Source organism: Micromonospora sp. NPDC050695 (assembly GCF_040654415.1).
GTDB lineage: Bacteria > Actinomycetota > Actinomycetes > Mycobacteriales > Micromonosporaceae > Micromonospora.
In genome coordinates this window covers 35,194-53,265 of the sequence record NZ_JBFAHZ010000002.1, presented here as the reverse complement: position 1 = coordinate 53,265, position 18,072 = coordinate 35,194, and the positions used below count along the sequence as shown (strand labels likewise).

Below are 18,072 nucleotides of genomic sequence, written 5' to 3'. Positions count from 1 at the left end.
CCCGGGGAGTGGGCCGTCACGCTGCTCGCCACGGCGGTGGCGGGCGGGGTTGACCCACCCGCCACCGATCCGCGGTCAGGTCACCGTGACGGTCAGGTTGAGCGAGCGGGTCTCCCCGCTGGTGTAGGTGGTCGTCACCCGGGCGGTGTAGGTCCCCTTGCGCGGGTAGCTGTGGCTCGTCGAGCGCAGTGTCGCACCGTGCGTGATGGCGCTGTTGTCGCCGAAGTCCCACGCGTAGTCGGTGATGCTCTGCCCGGACGGCGCCGTGGCGGTGGCGGTCAGCGTGGTGGTCAGCGGTGCGGCGCCGCTGCCCGGACTGGCCGCGATGGCGAGCGTCCCACCGGGCTCCTGTTTGACGCCGGCGCCGTTGAAGCGCAGCCAGTCCAGCGAGAGTAGGTCCGGGGTGCCGCCGACCTGGGCGGTGTTGACGAACCTCGCGTACAGGGTGGTGGTGCCGGTGGGCTTGTTGGTCAGGGTGACGGTGGGGGAGACCAGGTTGTCCCACCCGCCGGTCGAGCCGATGCTGGCCGTGCCGATCAGGGTGCCGGTGGGTGAGCCGGTCCGCAGTTCGATGGTGCCGCCGAGGCCACCGTTGGTCACACCGAGCGTCACCGAACCGATGTTGCGCAGGTCCACCGGCCCGTACGCCGCCCAGTCGTTGTGGTCGACGTCGCCCAGCCGCTTGCCGGCGCGGGCGGTGGCCCGGTCGTTCACGGTGAGGCCGGACTGGGCGCTGAAGTGCTCGGCCTCCTTGCTCTTGGGCTGCAGCTGGGCCCGGGTCGAGCCGGTCAACGCCGGTACGCCGCCGGCCGCGCCGCCGTCGGTGTACTGGGCGGTGACGACGGTGTAGAGGTTCTGCCCGGGGCCGTGCCCGTCACCCGCGTCGGCCTCGGTGGCGAGCAACCCCGAGCAGCCGGTGTAGACGTCCAACGGGTGGGCGTGCGAGTCGTGGCCGAGTTGCGTCTGGACGGTCACCTTGGCGCAGTCGATGGTGGCGTCCTCCGGGTCGGTCACCGTCACCGTGTACGGGATCTTGTCGCCGAAGTCGAAGAACCCGCCGTCGGGCACGGTGATGGTCACCGTCGGTCGGGTGTTGCCGACGACCACGTCGGTGACCGCGCTGGCGGTCAACCCGTTACCGCTGTTGCGGACGGTCAGCCGGGCGGTGTGCTTCCCGGCCGACGAGTAGGTGTAGGTGGGGTTCGCCGCGGTCGAGTCGGTGGTGCCGTCGTTGGTGAAGTCCCAGGCGTAGCTGAGCGCCGTGCCGTCACCGGCCGCCGTGCCGGCCGAGGAGAAGGTGACCGTGAGCGGCGCGCGCCCGCTGTCGGGGGTGGCGGCGATCTTCGCGGTCGGCGGTCGGCCGTTGGCCACGTAGTCGATCCGGTAGATGCCGGCGCCGGCGTTGCTGCCGCCCCGCCCGCTGCCGGTGCCCTCGCCGAAGTCGATGACGTAGAGCGACCCGTCCGGGCCGAACTCCGCCTCGAAGGGCTGGATCCAGCTCATGTTGTCGAAGATCCCGTTTATCGACTGGAGGTCACCCACGGCGGTGGGGCCGAAGCGCGCGTTGGTGAAGGTCTGCGCCGTCTTGTGGATCGAGAGCGTCTTGAACCACCTGCGGGTGAACTCGTAGGTGATCCACTTGCCCTCGAAGTACTCGGGGAACTTCGTGGTGCGGGTGTTGGTCGGGTCGTAGTCGTAGACCGGACCACTCATCGGCCCGCCACCGCCGGTGCCCACCTCGGGGAACTGGCTGGAGGCGGAGTACGCGTACCAGACCAGAGCCGACCGTGCCGCCGGCAGGGTGGTCAGGCCGGTGTTGTTGGGGGAGTTGTTGACCGGTGCGGAGCAGGTGAACTTTGCCCCGGAGGTGCTGGTGGCGTAGTTGTAGTCGTTGAACGCGATGTTGTTGCCCACGCAGTACGGCCAGCCGTAGTTGCCGGCCGTGGTGATCCGGTTGAACTCGACCGTCCCCTCCGGACCACGGTTGGGGTCGGCGGCCCGGGCGTCCGGGCCGTAGTCACCCACCAGCACCGCGTTGGTCTGCGGCTCGATGGTGATCCGGAACGGGTTGCGCATGCCCATCGCGTAGATTTCCGGCCGGGTCTTCGCGGTGCCGGCCGGGAACAGGTTGCCGCTCGGCACGGTGTACGTACCGTCGGCCTGTGGGGTGATCCGCAGGATCTTGCCGCGCAGGTCGTTGGTGTTGCCGGCGGTGCCCTGGGCGTCCCACGCGGCGCGGCCCGAGCGTTCGTCGATCGGGGTGTAGCCGCTGGACGCGAACGGGTCGGTGTTGTCGCCGATCGCCGCGTACAGGCGGCCGGCCGCGTCCATCGCCAGCGAGCCACCCATGTGCGAGTTGGCCCGGCCCTCACCGCGGAACGTGGGTACGGTCAGCAGCCGCTTCTCCGAGGAGAGCGCGACGCTGTTGTTCGCCACCGTGAACCGGGACAGGTTGAGCTGTTTGAGGGTCTTGTCCGACCAGAGCAGATAGACCCAGCCGTTGCTGGCGAAGTTGCGGTCCAGGGTCATCCCGAGCAGCCCGTCGGACTGGTCGGTCATCGCCGAGGTGTACGCGAAGTCGAGCAGCGTGGTGACCTGGAGGGTGTCGGAGTTGACCACCTTCAACGCGCCGGTGCGCTGGATGTAGTAGACCTTGCGGTCCGGGGCGACGGCCAGTTCGAACGGGTCGGCCAGGTTCTCGGTGACCAGCCCCACCCGCTCGAAGGTGCCGGTCTCGGTGGCCGAGCAGTCGCCGGCGACCGCGCCGGCGGCCCACTCGATGCCGTAGCGCAGGTGCTCCAGGAAGGTCGGCGTGCTGAACTGGGAGCTGGCGTGCCCGCCGGCGGTGAACCAGGACCGGCCGCCGTCGTAGCGCTGACACCAGGAGTACGCGTGGTCGACGCCCTCGTCCAGGCCGTTGATCCCGTCGCGCACCTTGATCTGCGCGAGGGTGTGCACGTTGCCGGTCGGGTTGGTCCGCCAGTTGTACCACTCCTCGCTCTGCTCCCAGAGCTCCGGCAGGTTGCGCGTCGACGGGTGCGCCCGGTCGAGCACCTTCACCCGGCCGGGAAACGTGCCGCCGGTGGCGGAGAAGTCGGGGTGGTAGTCGAAGATGGTGCCGACCAGGCCCTCGTACCACGGCCAGTCGCGTTCGCTGGCCGAGGCGGCGTGCAGGCCGGCCCAGCCGCCGCCGTTGCGGATGAACGTCTGCAACGCCGCCCGCTGGCTGGCGTTGAGCAGGTCGCCCGAGGCGGGTGTGGAGTTGGTGTTGTTGAACACCAGGGCGTCGAAGGTGGCGAGGTTGGCGTCGGTGAACGCGCCCGCGTCGGTGGTGGCGACCACCTCGAAGTTGTGAGTGGCGCCGAGCTGCTGGATCGCGGCGACGCCGGCCGGGATCGAGTCGTGGTAGAAGTTGGTGATCTTGGAGAAGACCAGCACCCGGAAGCGGGGGGCGGCCTCGGCGGGCAGGGCGGTGGTGGTGCTCACCACGGTGGCGATGGTGAGCAGGGCGAGGCAGATCGCGCGCAGGAATCGGGGCATGGGGGCGCTCCCTGTCGGACGGTAAGGGTCGGAAAGCGCTTTCTCGCTGCCGCATCACGGTACTGACGGCCAGTGACGACCGTCAATAGGCGTGGGTAAGCGTTTTCCTGGCGGGACGGCGGCTGGCTGGCGCGGGGCCACCGCGTCGACGATCGTCGCCTACCATCGATGGCGGTCGACCTGGGGAGGTCACGTGACGACACCATCGGCTTCGGAGGCGTACGGGGCCCGAAACGCCGAACCGATCGACACCACCGTGGTGCACCCGAAGAGGTCCCAGCGGCGCGACGCGGGGGCCTCCCCCTCGGGCGGGAGTCGACTCCACCCTGGGCGGGAGGCGTCGCCATGCCGGCCTCACGAGGCTGCTGGTATGCCCGTCTCCCGAAGTCCTCGCTGGGCGTACGGCGCCCTGGCATGGCTGATCCTCTTCACCGCCTCGCATGTGGTCCTCGTGCTCGTCGCCGGTGACGATCCGACCGGTGACGGCCCGTGGGGCAGGAGGGCCTACCTCATCTTCAACGTCGTGCTCATCGTGATGTCGACGGTCGGCGCGGCCGTCGTCGCAGCCACGGTCCGTCCGTGGGCTCGACAGCTGCCCCGCTGGTTGATCCTGATCCCACTGTGGTTCGGGAGCATCCTGCTCGTCCTGCGAGGCGTTCCCGGGATGGTCGAGAACGTGCTGATGGTGACGGGTAACCGTCGTGGCGGCTTCGTCGGTGCCCAGGACATCTCCACGGGTGAGTTCTGGGCCGGCATCGGCATCAACACCTACTTCTTCCTGGGGGCGGTGCTGCTGGTCGCGGCAACCGTCTCCCACACCCGCCGCTCGTCGAAGAGCCGGCGCGACGGACCGTCGGACCGGTCCGAGTGACCGATTCCGGTACGCCACGGCGGGGCGATCCCCTCGCCCCGCCGTGGCCCGGTTTACCCCGTCGTCGAGGTCAGCTGCCGGCCGGCGGCGCCGTCAGCTCGGCGTGCCGCACCCGGTAATCCCCGTGCGTGACCGTGGCGAACGCGGCCGGTGCCAGGCAGGTGCCGATTCGGGACGGACCCCACTGGCCCGCCTCGTTCTGGTCGGCGCTGGCCGACCAGGTGAAACCGACCCGGTCGCGATGGCGACCGCCGTCCTGCACGCTGAAACCGACACGCTTGCCGAGGAAGTCGCGGGCCTGCTCGTCCGCGCGGGTGACGATCGCGGTCAGGGTCGCATGACCAGGGCTGGTGATCATGCAGTCGACGGCCGCCTCGAACCGTACGGTGATGCCCTCGGCGGCCAGCCGGTGCGAGACCCGCACCGTACCGGTGGCATCCGCCGGCGAACCCTGCTCCCCGCCGGGCAGCGGAATCGGGCGGCTGTACGGCACCGACCGGGCGTCGAAGGCGAACGACCGCACGTCGTCGTCCTGCCCGTACGGTAGGACGAACTCCGCGGAGCCGGTCACCCGTGCCGGGCTGCGGTCCGCGGCGGCCGCCGGTGCCGCCGCCCCGCGATGACGGCCATCGCGACGATTCCCCATCCGATTGTTCTGCGCATGTTCTTCCTCCCGATCCGGCCGCGATCCCGCGGCTCTGCGATACCTCCACGGTCAGCCATGCGGACGGAAGATCGATCCCCTCCGAGGGGGAAGGCGCTACCTCGCGTACGGGAAAACGGGCCGCCCCGCACCTGGCGACGGGACACCGGTTCGGTGGGCGAGGTCGGTCGGCGGCGTCGAGGATGGCCTGACATTCGCCCAGGACGGGCGCCAGGTGTCGGCGGGGAGCGGCGCCAGGCTCGCGACGTGGTCGATGACCGCCCGCAGGCCGGGGTGCGGGTTCGTCCGGCGCAGGATGAGCGAGAGAGGGTACGCGAGCGTACCGCCCGCTTCCGTCAGGCCAGCGGCACCTGCGCCGACCGGTCTCCGTCGCCGGCCGCGTGGGCGCCCTCGGGCGCGGTGATCGGGGCGGTGATGATCCGGCTGGGCAGCACCGGCGCGTCGCGCCCGGTGCCCCGCCGGTCGTCACCGCCGGACGACTGCTCGTGGTAGTCCTGCTCCACGTTGACCGACCAGACGTCGTGCGCGCTGCCGGTGGCGATGTTCTCCACGGTGAGCATCGCGGTCAGCATCGAGTGGTCGTGGTTGTTGTAGCGGTGCATGCCGTTGCGCCCCACCGGGTGCACGTTCGGCACCGCCTCGGCCAGCCAGGCCCGGATGACGTCCACATTGTGCTGGTAGCGCTCGTCGTACACCGGGTAGGCCTTCGGCATGCGCACGACGTAGCCGGCCTCCACCACGCCGGGCCGGACCAACCCCAACCGCTCCAGCTCCGCGGTGGCCAGCGCCACGAGGTCGGCATCCGGGGTACGCCACATCTCGTCGTCCTCGAACACGAAGTACTCCAGGCCGAGGCAGGTGCGGCCGTCCTTGACGAGGTACGGCGACCAGGAGCCGAAGTTCTGGATCCGGCCCACCCGCACCCCCGGGTCGTGCACGTAGATCCAGTTGTCCGGGAACGAGAACTCCGCCGGCACCACCAGCGCGACCGTCAGGAAGTCGCGGTAGCGCAGATCGACGGCGCAGGCCAGCACCTGCGGCGGTGCCGGCGGGCGCAGCGCGGTCACCAGCTCCGAGATCGGCATGGACGAGATCACGTCGTCGGCCGCTTCGGTGCGCTGGCCGCCCGCACCGTCGACCGTCACGCTGATCGCCCGCCGCCGCTTCGGGTCGCGGTGCACGGTGGTCACCCAGGTGCCGGTGGACAGCTGCCCGCCACGCTTGCGGACCTGCTCGGCGCAGCGCTCCCACATCATCCCCGGCCCGAACTTCGGGTACTGGAACTGCTCGATCAGGCTGGTCACGTCCGTGCGGCGGCGGCCGGGCAGCAGCGCGTTGCGGATCGCCGTGGCCAGCGACAGGTTCTTGATCCGCTGCGCGGCCCAGTCGGCCTGCAACCGGTCCGCCGGCATCCCCCAGACCTTCTCGGTGTACGTCTTGAAGAAGATCGAGTACAGCCGCCACCCGAACCGGGCCGACACCCAGCCCTCGAAGTGCGACTGGTCCCGTGGCGGGCGCAGGCGGGCCCGCGCGTACGAGCCCAGGCACCGGGCCGCCTCCGGCAGCCCGAGGTTGCGCAGCGCGTTCACCGCGCTGAGCGGGTAGTTGAACAGTGCGCCCCGGTAGAAGATCCGGCTCATCCGGGGCCGGGTCAGGAAGTCCTCGTCCGGCAGGATCTCGTGCCAGAACGCCTCGACCCGGGGCACCTTCGTGAAGAACCGGTGCCCGCCGATGTCGAAACGCCAACCGTCGCGCTCGACGGTCCGGCTGATCCCGCCGACCACCTCGTCGGCCTCGAAGACCCGGACCGGCCGGCCGTGCCGGAGCAGCTCGTACGCGGCCGTGAGCCCTGCCGGGCCCGCGCCGATGACTACCGTGCCGTGCTGCTCGCTCATGCCGCCGTACTCCCTGGTCACCGCGATGGTTGAGGCGCGCCGCGTACCCGTTGTGCCCGGAATGTCACCTCCCGGTCGTGGTGATTTCCGCTCCGGCGGGGCGTGCGGCGGCGTACAACCAGAAGGGCGACACCCCCGCGCGGCGGGTGGGCCGGGGGAGCGGGGCGGATGCACGGGTGGCGGAGCGGCGCGGCGGCGCTGGCCACCCGGCTGACCGGTGCGGGCCTCGCCGGCACCCGGCTAGCCCGGCGGGTGCCGGCACCCTGGCCGTACGTGATCGGCCTGTTCGTCGGCGCGAAGGTGCTGCTCACCCTGGTCGGGTTGCTGGTACTGCACGCCTGGGACGGCGTTCCCGGCGCCCCACCGCCCGACGAGGCGGTGATGTGGGCGCAGCAACGGGACGTGTCCGGGCACCGGTGGATCTCCTTCTGGTTCGCCTGGGACGCGCTGCTCTACCTGCGGCTGAGCGAGCTGCCCCTGACCGGGCGGCCGTGGGGAGACTTCGGCTTCCCGCTGCTGTATCCGTTCCTGGCCCGGCCGGTCGGCGCGCTGCTCGGCGGCGACAACGCCCTGGCCCTGCTGCTGATCAGCAACGTCGCGTTCCTGCTGGCCCTCGCCTACGGCTACCGGCTGGCCGGGCTGCTGCTCGGCGACGCGGACGCGGCCCGCCGGTTCACCCGGTACCTGGTGCTGCTGCCGACCGCGTTCCTGTTCCAGGCCGCGCTGACCGAGTCGCTCTTCGTCTGCCTCGCGCTCGCGGCGTTCTACCACGCCGAACGACGGCAGTGGCTGCTGGTCGGCGTGCTCGGCTACTTCCTCGCGATGAGCCGGTCCGTCGGCCTGCTCGTCGCACTGCCCCTGGCGCTGGTGCTGCTCCGCCAGCACGACTGGCGGCTCGGCCCGCGCGCGCTGCTCGGGTACCTGCGGACCGGCTGGCCGTTGCTGCTGCTGCCCGCCGGATGGTTCACCTTCATGGCGTTCTGCCGCTGGCGGGGCGGGGACTGGTTCGCCTACCAGCAGGCCCAGCGGACCGGGTGGGGGATCGAGCTGCAGAACCCGGTGCCGGTGCTGCTGGGCGGCCTGACCGGGGAGCCGCGCGACGCCGCGCGGGTGTGGTTCGCCGTGGCCGTGCTGGGTGTGCTACTCGCCGGGTTTCGCCGCCGGGAGCTGCCGTACCTGGTCTACGGCGTCCTCATGGTGCTGGTGCCGCTGTCGATGGGCCCGGCGGTCTACAAGAGCCTGCTGCGGTACCTGCTGGCCGCCTTTCCGGTGGCTCTGGTGCTGGCCCGCTGGGCCCGCCGCGCCAGCGTCGACGTGTGGCTGACCGCGGCGTTGGCCGTGGTGCAGGGCGCGCTGTTCGTGCTCTGGCTCAGCTACTGGACCCACATGATCATCTGATGGGGTCGCCGGGGCGTGGCCGGCCGGCCTGTGCGAGCCTGTCAGCCGTTGACGCACGCGCACCTTCGTGGAGGCCCGGTGTTCGCCCTGCCGCTGACCGAGGACGTCGAGCTGCGCCCGCTGGAGCCGTGGCGGGCCGAGGAGTTCCTCGCCCACCTCGACCGGGCCCGCGAGCACATCCGGCCCTGGGTGTCGCCCTCGTTCGTCGCCACCGACCTGCCCTCGGCCCGCGCGGTGTTGCAGCGGTACGCGGACCGCTGGGCCGACGACGCCGGCGGCATCTGGGGGCTGTGGTGGCGGGGCACGCTGGTCGGCGGCGTCATGCTCGTGTCGTTCGACGTCGCGCTGGGCGTCTGCGAGGTCGGCTGCTGGGTGGAGCCGGCGGCGCAGGGCAGAGGCATTGTCGCGCCGGCGGTCCGCACGATCGTCGACTGGGCCGTGCGCGAACGCGGCATCCACCGCGTGGAGTGGCGCACCAACGCCCGCAACGCCCGCAGCAGGGCCCTCGCCGGCCGGCTCGGCCTGCGCCTCGACGGCACGCTGCGCCAGCTCTACCCGAGCCCGGACGGGCGCATCGACCTCGAGGTCTGGTCGGTGCTGGCCGACGAGTGGCTGGCCCCGCCTTCCGCCCCGGCGCCGACCGTCCACTGACGACGGCGGATTTCTGTCGTACCCGAGCGGCACCATGCATCCATGGCCGTCCCCGCGCTCACCCCGCACGCCGACCCGCCGCGTTCCGTGCCGCTGCGCGAGGCGCGCACCCGGTTCAGCCAACTCGTCGCGCTGGCCGAGTTGACCGACGCGGTCACCGTCGTCACCCGCGACGGCGATCCCCGTCCGGTCGCCGCGATCGTCCCCGCCGCGGCCGCCCGCAGCGGCGCACAGGCCCGCGCCGACGCTGATCGGCTCGCCGCGGTCACCGCCGGCTGGGCCCGCCGCCTCGACGAGCAGCACCGGCGCAGCAGCCAGCGCCATGCCGCCGAGCTGGGCGCGGTCCGCGCGGCGCTGGCCGAGGCGTGGGCCGAGCTGGACCGCCGAGTCGTCCCGGGCAGCGACCCGGGGCTGGCCCGGCTGCGCGCCGCACACGCGGACCTGCTCGCCGGCTGACCGCCCGCCGCCCCGCTGCCCGCCGGGGCCGGCTGCGCTCGGGCGGGCCCTCGCGGCTCGGGCTCTAGCGGGCCTCGTGGACTCGCGGGCTTCGCGCCTTCGCGGGCTTCGCGGGCTTCGCGGCGAGCGTGTGGCGGGGCGTCAGGTCGTGGCCGGGTAGGCGTGCGTCTCGGCCGCCTTGACCGCCACCCAGACCCGCTGACCGGGGATGAGCCGCAGCTGGGCCGCCGCGGCCGGCGTGACGTCCGCGGCCACCCCGATCGGCCCGTCCAACTGCACCCGCACGTTGTCGCCGTGGCGCTGGACACCGGCGACGGTTCCCGCCCAACTGTTGCGCGGGCTGCCCTCCGGTCGGGCCGGATGCAGGGCCACCGCCGCCGGGCGGAACGCCACGAACGCCTCGCCGTCCAGCCGGTCGGCGACGGTGAGCGTCAGATCCGGCGCGACGCGTACCCCGTACCCGTCGGCTCGGCCCCGGTAGAGGTTCAACCCGACCAGCCGGGCCACGTAGTCGGTGCGGGGGCGGGCGGTGACACTCGGCCCGTCGCCTTCCTGCACCACCCGCCCACCCTCGACGATGACCAGCCGGTCGGCCAGCGCCAGCGCGTCCAGGGGGTCGTGGGTGACCAGCACGGTCGCCCCCGGATGCGCGGACAGATGCCGGTGCAGCTCCGCGCGGGTGTCCAGCCGGGTGCGGGCGTCCAGCGCGGCGAGCGGTTCGTCCAGCAACAGCAGCGCCGGCGCGACGGCCAGTGCGCGGGCCAGCGCCACCCGCTGCGCCTGCCCGCCGGACAACTGCCGGGGTCGGCGCTGCGCGTGCCCGGCCAGCCCCACCCGATCCAGCCAGTCCCGGGCCGTGGCCCGTGCCACCTGCCGGTCGACGCCGTGCCGGCGCGGCCCGAAGGCCACGTTGTCCAGGGCGCTCAGGTGCGGAAAGAGCAGGTAGTCCTGGAAGACCACGCCGATCGGGCGACGTTCGGTGGGCACCCAGCGGCCCTCCGCCGGCCGGTCCAGGTCGGTACCGTGGAGCGTGACGTGCCCGGCCGTGAGGGGATGCAGCCCGGCCAGCGCGCGCAACGCGGTGGTCTTGCCGGCGCCGTTCGGCCCGAGCAGCGCCACCACCTCGCCGGGGGCGACCCGCAGCGGCACGTCGAGCCGGAAGGCGCCCCGGTCGACGACGATCCGGGCGTCGAGCAGCGCGGTGCTCATGCGTTGGTCATCCAGCGGTCCCGCAGGGCGACCAGGATGCCCACCGAGACGACGAGCAGCACCAGGCTGAGCACGATCGCGGACTCCAGGTCGGTCTCCAATGCCAGGTACACGGCCAGCGGCATGGTCTGCGTACGGCCGGGATAGTTGCCGGCGAAGGTGATGGTGGCACCGAACTCACCCAAGGCCCGCGCCCAGCAGAGCACCGCCCCGGCGGCCAGTCCCGGCGCCACCAGGGGCAGCGTGACGTGGGTGAACGTGGTCCAGCGGCCGGCGCCCAGCGTGGCGGCGGCCTCCTCGTACCGGTGGTCGGCGGCGCGCAGCGCGCCCTCCACGGCGATGACCAGGAACGGCATGGCGACGAACGACTCGGCCAGCACCACGCCGGCGGTGGTGAACGGCAGGGTGACGCCGAACGTGGCGTCCAGCCAACCGCCGAACAGCCCCCGCCGGCCGAAGACCAGCAGCAGCGCCACGCCACCGACCACCGGAGGCAGCACCAGCGGCACGGTGACCAGTGCGCGGACCAACCGCCGGCCGGGAAACTCGACCCGGGCCAGCAACCAGGCCAGCGGCACCCCGAGCAGCAGGCAGAACACGGTGGCCAGCGTCGCCGTCTGCACCGAGAGCCGCAGCGCGGTCAGTGCTCCGGGCTCGGTGAGCCTCTGCGGCAGCGTCGTCCAGGGCGCCCGGAGCACCAGCCCGGCCAGCGGCAGGACGAGGAAGAGCAGCCCCAGCCCGGCCGGGATCAGCAGCGCCGCCGGCACCCGTCCGCGCCGCCGGGGTGCGGCGGTGTCGAGGGTACGACTCACGGCGCCTGGAACCCGGCGTCGGCGAGGACCGCCTGCGCCGGCGCGGAGCGGACGTACGCCACGAAGGCCCGCGCGCCGGCGGGGTTCGGCGCGTCCCGCAGCGCGACGATCGGGTAGTCGTTGACCGCCCGCGCGGACTCGCCGAACTCGACGCCGGTCACGTCGGCGCTGGCCGCCCGCGCGTCCGTGCGGTACACCAGGGCCGCGTCGACCTCGCCGAGGCGCACCTTGGCCAGTGCGCCCTTGACGTCCTGCTCCAGGGTCACCGGCGTCAGCGCGACGCCGGCCGCGTCCAGGGCCGTCCGGGCCGCCGCTCCGCAGGGCACCTGGTCGGCGCAGAGGGCCACCTTCACCCCCGGGCGGGTCAGGTCGGCCAGCGCGGTCACGCCCTTCGGGTTGCCGTGCGGCACCGCGATCACCAGTTGGTTGCGGGCGAAGACGCTCGGCGTGCCGTCGGCGTTGCCGGCCTCGGTCACCGTGGCCATGTTCTTCGGCGCGGCCGAGGCGAAGACGTCCGCCGGCGCGCCCTGGTTGATCTGGTTGGCCAGGGCGGAGCTGCCGGCGAGGTTGAGGGTGACCGTGGTGCCCGGGTGAGCGGCCTCGAAGTCCTTCCCGATGCGGGTGAACGATTCGGTCAGCGAGGCGGCGGCGAACACCGTCACGGCGCCGGTGACCCGGCCGTCGGCGTCGGCGCCCCCGGACGGCGGGTCGCCGCCGCAGCCGGCCGTCGCCAGCGCCGCGAACGCCGCCACGGCGGCCAGGGTCGTACGCCTGCCCCGCCCGCTCATCGGTCGGCGCCGGTCCGGGTCGGGGCGGCGGATGCGGCCCGCTCCACCACCACCGTGGTCGACTTGATCACCGCGACGGCCACCGAACCGACCCGCAGGTCGAGGTCGTCGACGGCCTCCCGGCTCAGCAGCGACACGACCCGGAACGGGCCGGCCTGGATGTCGACCTGGGCCATCACCGTGTCCTTGCGGACGTCGACGACGATGCCGCGCAGCCGGTTGCGCGCGGAGGAGAACCCGGTGCCGGCGTCCGGGTCGGCGGCCTGGGCGCGGGCGAAGCCGGCCAGATCGACGCCGTCGATGATCCGGTGGTCGTGCTCGTCGCGCCCGGCGGGCAGCCGCCCGGTGTCCACCCAGCGGCGGATCGTGTCGGCGCTGACGCCGAGCACCTCGGCCGCCGCGCCGATCCGAAAGGTCGTCACCGGCTCACCTTAGCGCCGCAGGTGCGAGCGTTAAAGCACCGTTCCGGCCGCTTCTGCGTACTCGAATGGGCTTTTGGGTTTGCAGATGAGTGCGGCGGGGTGGGCCCGCCCCGCCGCGACCCGGTTCAGCAGTTGCGCAGCTCGGGGGACTGGTTGAGCAGTTGACCCCGGGTCGACACGAAGTTGCGGTAGCGCTCCCCGTCGACCGCCGACGGGCGGAACGCGGCGACGCGGTGGCAGTTCTGGAAGGCCAGGCGTACGCCGAAGTGCCGTTCCAGGCCGGCCCGGATGGCGTCGCTGGCCAGCGCCCGCAGCAGTTGGCCCCGGTCGGCGTCGGTGGGTGGCGGGACGACGTTGTCGGCCAGGTCGGCGTCGCCGGCCTCCAGGTCGGCCACCACCCGGCTGACGGTGGTCCAGGCGTACGGCAGGGAGTCGCGGACGCAGGCGATGAACGCCTCGTCGTCGACGGGGCCGCGTTCGGCGGCGTCGAGCAGGGCGGGCGGGACGGTGAGTGACATGGTTCTTCTCCTCCGCTTCCAGCTAACGATTACCGTTTCCATTAACGGCGTCGGAGTGAGCACACCATGCCGAACGGGTGACGTCAACGATGTCGCGGCGTGCCGCGCGAACGAGCGCAGCTCAGGGCCGGCGAGGGTGACCCTTGAGGTGCCGGCCCAACTCGCGGGCGATCTCCCGGTTGGCGTCCCGCTCGGCCAGCGTCTGCCGCTTGTCGTAGGAGCGCTTTCCCTTCGCCAGGGCCAGCTCGACCTTGGCGAAGCCGTTCTCGAAGTACATCGACAGCGGGACCAGGGTCACCCCGCCCTCGCGGACCTTGTCCAGGATCCGGTCGATCTCCGCGCGGTGCAGCAGCAGCTTGCGGTTGCGCCGGGGTGCGTGGTTGGTCCACGTGCCGTAGGCGTACTCGGCGATGTGCAGGCCGTACAGCACGATCTCGCCGTCGCGCTCGTGCGCGAACGCGTCCACCAACGAGGCCCGCCCCTCGCGTAGCGACTTCACCTCGGTGCCGACCAGGACGATGCCCGCCTCGTAGGTGCGCAGCACCGTGTACTCGTGCCGGGCCTTCTTGTTCGAGGCGATCAACCGACGTTCGGGCTGCTTCGACGGGCTCACCCGGCGACGATATCCGGCCGGGCCTCAGCCGGTCGCCGGGCGGTCGGCGCGCAGCCGTGCCATCAGGTCCCGCACGGCCAGGGCGAACGCCTCCTGCGACTCGCACGGCCAGTGCCCGAGGATCGGTGGTGGCACGCTGTCGCTGGGCGGCGCCACCACGTCCTCCGGATCGGTCAACCGGCGGTCGACCGTCGCGGCCGGCCCGGTCAGCGTCTCGGTGTCCCCGGGCCGGTGCCCGGCGAAGATCCAGCCGCCGATCGGGTCGGTGTCCCGCCACAGGTTGATCCACCGCCAACCCACCCGCTCACCGACCTCCCGCAGTGCCGCGTCATCGGCGTACCCGGGGAACAGTCGCGAGTACAGCCGGCACAGTGGCGAGCCGTAGGTCAGCAGGGCGACCCGGTCGGTGATCCGGGGCGGCAGTTGCAGCACCGTCGCGGCGAGCAGCACCGAACCGTGACTGTGCCCGGTCAGCAGCACCTGCTGACCCTGCTCCACCAGGTAGGAGATCCGCTTGGCCAGCTCCGGCACCGCCCGCTCCGCGTAGCAGGGCGGCGCAAAGGGATGCGCGGCCCGAGGCCAGAAGGTGCCCAGATCCCACAGCACGCCCACGTACCGGCGGAATCCGGCCGTCCGGTACGCGAAGATGCCACCGATCACCAGCCCGAGCACGAGCAGGGCGATCGTGTAACTGCCCATGCCGAGGAAGAAGTTGACCGCGTTCACGGGCACACCGACGTACTCCTGGAGCACGTCACCCGGATAAAGCTGCAGCAGGCCGAGCAGGCTGGTCGCCAGCCCGAACGCGGCCAGCCCGGCGTAGACGACGGTGAGCGGCTCCAACCGTTCGGTGAACCGCGCCCGGGCCACCGCCTGCTCGACCCGGCGCAGCCGGTCCGCCGCTTCCGGCGGGGCGTGCGGGAAGTCGGCGGCGACGATCGCCCGCGCGGCCCGCCACCGACTGCGGTGGGTCACCACCGTGACCACGCCGCCGACCAGCAGCGCGGTCACCACCGCCAGGAAGAAGCCGAAGATCGCCCACTTGTACGCCAGGGGCGGCGCGTATCCCAGCCGCTCGGAGGGCACCCCGTGGCGGTCCAACACGTCCGCCATCCGGTAGACCAACTCGGCGGAGAAGGCGACCGCGAGCCCGGCGGCGATCGTGACGAAGACCGGCGCTCCCAGCGCGCGCAGCCGCCTCGGACGGGGGCCGCCTTGCCGGCCGCCCCTGCGCACCCGGATCACCACCACGCCGAGGAGGCCCACGAGCACGGTCTGGCTGACGAACAGCCAGGCGATGGTCGCACCGTAGGCGGGCAGCGCGCCGCTGCGCGGCCACGGCGTCGGGCTGATGACCGTGTACACGACCACCAGGATCGTCAGGCCGACGGTGATCGTGCGCAACCCTCGGGTGACCCCGTCCACCCAGGGCACCGGACCGGGACGGTTGATGATCTGCACCAGGGTCAACAGGACCAGGCAGGCGAGCAGCACCGCCCCGCAGGCCGCCAGCAGCACCACCATCACCCACGACGTGCTCGCACTGACCCGGGCGGCCAGCAGGCTGCCGTCCAGCGTGGCGAACGCGGCCGCCACGTGCACCGACCGCAGACGGCCGACCAGCGGAGCGCCGTCCCACTGGCCGACCCCGCTCAAGCTGTGCACGGACTCGGCCTGCGGCGATCCGGTGTGGAACGCGTCGAACGAGTGACCGGGCCGGCCACCCAGCCACCACAGGAACCCGATGGCGGCCGCCGGCAGCAACGCCAGCACACCCAGGCGCAGCCCGACCGGACGCCCGCCGAGCCAGGACAGCCAGCTCCGCTCGGCCAGGCAGGTCGGGTTGCCCATGCACCTCCAGGCGATCAGATCCAGCGCCACCCCGACGATGGAGAGCACGTAGAGCATGGTGAGGGTGAGCGCGAGCACCCGGCACAGCGCGGTGATGAAGGGCTTCGCGCCGAGGTTCGCCGGGCGCATCCAGAGCGCCACGTTGCAGAGCATGAACGGCAGCAGGAACACCAGCGACAGCGTCCGCACGGCCGTGCCGGACGGCAGGTCGCCCCAGCGGTACGCCTCCAGCGTCACCCCGTCCGTCCCGGTCGAGTCCGGGTAGCCCGGACGCGGCCGGTAGAACCCGCCGCTGCGGTCGCCGGCCACCTGGTGCACGTTCGACCGGTTCAACACCTGGTCCGCCCCGGCCCCGGAGACGCCGTGCACCCGCAGCTCAACGATCCCGCCCGACGTCGTCGGTCCGGTCGGCGACGCGTCCGCCATGGGCCCCCCGAGATGTATGCGGCAGCCGGGCGGGTCGGTCGCACGACCGCCCGCGCGGCGCGGTGGCTTACCCGGGATGGCGCCGGTCAATCGTGCGTCGCCCACCACGCGATGGTGCGGTCGACGCTCGTCAGGTGGTTTCATGGGCGCCATGGCAAACCCGGTGATCCTGAGCGTCGACGACGACCCCGTGGTGTCCCGGGCGGTGGCCCGGGACGTTCGGCGCCGCTACGGCGACCGCTACCGGGTGCTACGTGCCACCTCCGGGCCGGAGGCGCTGGAGGCGCTGCGGGAGGTGAAGCTGCGCGGCGAGCAGGTGGCGCTGCTGCTGGCCGACCACCGGATGCCCGAGATGACCGGCGTCGAGTTCCTGGAGGCCGCGATGGACATCTTCCCGGCCGCGCGCCGGGTGCTGCTCACCGCGTACGCGGACACCGACGCCGCGATCGAGGCGATCAACGTGGTCGACCTGGACCACTACCTGCTCAAGCCCTGGCACCCGCCGGAGGAGAAGCTCTACCCGGTGGTGGACGGGCTGCTGGAGGCGTGGGCGGCGACCCCGACCGCGGCGAGCGCCGAGATCCGGGTCGTCGGGCACCGGTGGTCCGCGCCGTCGTTCAAGGTCCGCGACTTCCTGGCCCGCAACCTGGTGCCGTACCGGTGGCTGCTGTCCGACGATCCCGAGGGCGCCCGGCTGCTCGACGCCGCCGGCGCCACCGAGGCGGACGTGCCGTTGGTGGTGACGACCGAGGGCAAGGCGCTGGTCGCCCCCAGCGAGGCCGAGCTGGCGGCCCTGGCCGGGTTGACGGTGGTGCCGGCGTCGGACTTCTACGACCTGGTGGTGATCGGTGGCGGCCCGGCCGGCCTGGGCTCGGCGGTGTACGGCGCGTCGGAGGGGCTGCGCACGGTGCTCGTCGAGCGGCGGGCGACCGGCGGGCAGGCGGGGCAGAGCAGCCGGATCGAGAACTACCTGGGTTTCCCCGACGGTGTCTCCGGCGCGCAGTTGACCGACCGGGCCCGGCGGCAGGCGGTGAAGTTCGGTGCCGAGCTGCTCAGCGCCCGGGAGGTGGTCGGCCTGAGCGAGGCCGGTGGCGCCCGGCTGCTGCGCTTCGGCGACGGGACCGAGATCGCCGCGCACACCGTGGTGCTGGCCACCGGCGTCTCGTACCGGGTGCTCGACGCACCCGGGCTGGCCGACTTCACCGGCCGGGGCGTCTTCTACGGCGCGGCCGCCACGGAGGCGCCGAGCTGCGTCGACCAGGACGTCTACATCGTCGGTGGGGCCAACTCGGCCGGCCAGGCCGCCGTGCACTTCTCCCGGTACGCGACGCGGGTGCACCTGCTGATCCGGGGCGCGGACCTGACCTCCTCGATGTCGCGCTACCTGATCGACCAGCTGGAACGGATCGACCGGATCACCGTGCATCCGCACACGGCGGTGGTCGGCGGGTCGGGGGACGGGCACCTGCAATGCCTCTCCCTCTGCGACACCCGTACCGGGCAGGGCCGCACGGTGGACACCTCCTGGCTGTTCATCTTCATCGGCGCGGAGCCCCGCACCGACTGGCTCGACGGTGTGCTGGTCCGCGACGGGCGCGGCTTCATCGTCACCGGCCCGGACCTGCTGGCCGGCGGGCGACGACCGGCCGGCTGGTCGCTGTCGCGCGACCCGTACCACCTGGAGACCAGCGTGCCGGGGGTGTTCGCCGCCGGGGACGTGCGGGCCGAGTCCGTCAAGCGGGTCGCCTCGGCCGTCGGCGAGGGCGCGATGGCCGTGTCGCTCGTGCACCGTTATCTGGAGGCCCAGTGAGCGCGAGGAGTGAGCCGGGTTTGCGAGCCCCGCAGTCGCGATCGGAGGAGATCCAGTGAGCGCGAGGAGTGAGCCGGGTTTGCGAGCCCCGCAGTCGCGATCGGAGGAGATCCAGTGAGCGCGAGGAGTGAGCCGGGTTTGCGAGCCC

Annotated in this window: 15 protein-coding genes; 5 read left to right on the top strand and 10 right to left on the bottom strand. The window is 72.5% G+C overall.

The window, feature by feature from the left end:
- Window positions 1–75: 75 nt before the first annotated feature.
- A complete protein-coding gene (locus AB0H52_RS01830; protein WP_357944576.1) occupies window positions 76–3,540 on the bottom strand; it encodes a ThuA domain-containing protein in 3,465 nt (1,154 codons plus the stop codon).
- A gap of 370 nt (window positions 3,541–3,910) precedes the next feature.
- Between AB0H52_RS01830 and AB0H52_RS01825 the strand changes: the two genes are divergently transcribed.
- Window positions 3,911–4,411: a DUF3995 domain-containing protein gene (locus tag AB0H52_RS01825; RefSeq protein WP_151488841.1), complete on the top strand. Its 501-nt coding sequence runs from the start codon at window positions 3,911–3,913 to the stop codon at window positions 4,409–4,411.
- Between the two features lie 70 nt (window positions 4,412–4,481).
- On the opposite strand, the gene AB0H52_RS01820 is transcribed toward AB0H52_RS01825, so the two are convergent.
- Window positions 4,482–4,982: a hypothetical protein gene (locus AB0H52_RS01820; RefSeq protein ID WP_151488842.1), complete on the bottom strand. Its 501-nt coding sequence runs from the start codon at window positions 4,980–4,982 to the stop codon at window positions 4,482–4,484.
- Between the two features lie 428 nt (window positions 4,983–5,410).
- Window positions 5,411–6,970, bottom strand: coding sequence for an NAD(P)/FAD-dependent oxidoreductase (locus AB0H52_RS01815; RefSeq protein WP_357944572.1), 1,560 nt, complete (start codon window positions 6,968–6,970; stop codon window positions 5,411–5,413).
- Window positions 6,971–7,138: 168 nt separating this feature from the next.
- On the opposite strand from AB0H52_RS01815, the gene AB0H52_RS01810 reads away from it, so the two are divergent.
- The 3 genes from AB0H52_RS01810 (at window position 7,139) to AB0H52_RS01800 (ending at window position 9,475) form a co-directional block, all read left to right on the top strand.
- Complete coding sequence (locus AB0H52_RS01810) at window positions 7,139–8,368, top strand: hypothetical protein (RefSeq protein WP_225854697.1); 1,230 nt, start codon at window positions 7,139–7,141, stop codon at window positions 8,366–8,368.
- Window positions 8,369–8,446: 78 nt separating this feature from the next.
- Window positions 8,447–9,019 carry a GNAT family protein gene (locus AB0H52_RS01805; RefSeq protein ID WP_151491847.1) on the top strand — a complete coding sequence of 191 codons (573 nt, stop codon included), beginning with the start codon at window positions 8,447–8,449 and terminating at the stop codon, window positions 9,017–9,019.
- Between the two features lie 42 nt (window positions 9,020–9,061).
- Window positions 9,062–9,475: a type II toxin-antitoxin system Phd/YefM family antitoxin gene (locus tag AB0H52_RS01800; protein WP_151491848.1), complete on the top strand. Its 414-nt coding sequence runs from the start codon at window positions 9,062–9,064 to the stop codon at window positions 9,473–9,475.
- A 141-nt stretch (window positions 9,476–9,616) separates the two neighbouring features.
- On the opposite strand, the gene AB0H52_RS01795 is transcribed toward AB0H52_RS01800, so the two are convergent.
- The 7 genes from AB0H52_RS01795 to AB0H52_RS01765 all read right to left on the bottom strand — a co-directional run bounded on the left by AB0H52_RS01795 (window position 9,617) and on the right by AB0H52_RS01765 (window position 16,114).
- A complete protein-coding gene (locus tag AB0H52_RS01795; protein WP_151491849.1) occupies window positions 9,617–10,684 on the bottom strand; it encodes an ABC transporter ATP-binding protein in 1,068 nt (355 codons plus the stop codon).
- Window positions 10,681–11,496: an ABC transporter permease gene (locus AB0H52_RS01790; RefSeq protein WP_151491850.1), complete on the bottom strand. Its 816-nt coding sequence runs from the start codon at window positions 11,494–11,496 to the stop codon at window positions 10,681–10,683. Before AB0H52_RS01790 ends, AB0H52_RS01795 begins: the two co-directional genes overlap by 4 nt.
- Window positions 11,493–12,284 (bottom strand): molybdate ABC transporter substrate-binding protein, encoded by a 792-nt coding sequence (modA, locus tag AB0H52_RS01785; RefSeq protein ID WP_357944567.1) that lies wholly within the window; start codon window positions 12,282–12,284, stop codon window positions 11,493–11,495. Before modA ends, AB0H52_RS01790 begins: the two co-directional genes overlap by 4 nt.
- A complete protein-coding gene (locus AB0H52_RS01780) occupies window positions 12,281–12,706 on the bottom strand; it encodes a TOBE domain-containing protein (protein WP_151491852.1) in 426 nt (141 codons plus the stop codon). Before AB0H52_RS01780 ends, modA begins: the two co-directional genes overlap by 4 nt.
- Before the next feature lie 125 nt (window positions 12,707–12,831).
- Window positions 12,832–13,224 carry an SCO5389 family protein gene (locus tag AB0H52_RS01775; protein WP_151491853.1) on the bottom strand — a complete coding sequence of 131 codons (393 nt, stop codon included), beginning with the start codon at window positions 13,222–13,224 and terminating at the stop codon, window positions 12,832–12,834.
- A 121-nt stretch (window positions 13,225–13,345) separates the two neighbouring features.
- The gene (smpB, locus tag AB0H52_RS01770; RefSeq protein WP_145788735.1) at window positions 13,346–13,837 is read right to left on the bottom strand and encodes an SsrA-binding protein SmpB; all 492 of its coding nucleotides are present in this window, start codon (window positions 13,835–13,837) and stop codon (window positions 13,346–13,348) included.
- Between the two features lie 24 nt (window positions 13,838–13,861).
- Window positions 13,862–16,114: a hypothetical protein gene (locus AB0H52_RS01765; RefSeq protein ID WP_151491854.1), complete on the bottom strand. Its 2,253-nt coding sequence runs from the start codon at window positions 16,112–16,114 to the stop codon at window positions 13,862–13,864.
- 142 nt (window positions 16,115–16,256) lie between these two features.
- On the opposite strand from AB0H52_RS01765, the gene AB0H52_RS01760 reads away from it, so the two are divergent.
- The gene (locus AB0H52_RS01760) at window positions 16,257–17,924 is read left to right on the top strand and encodes an FAD-dependent oxidoreductase (protein ID WP_225854698.1); all 1,668 of its coding nucleotides are present in this window, start codon (window positions 16,257–16,259) and stop codon (window positions 17,922–17,924) included.
- Window positions 17,925–18,072 lie beyond the last annotated feature (148 nt).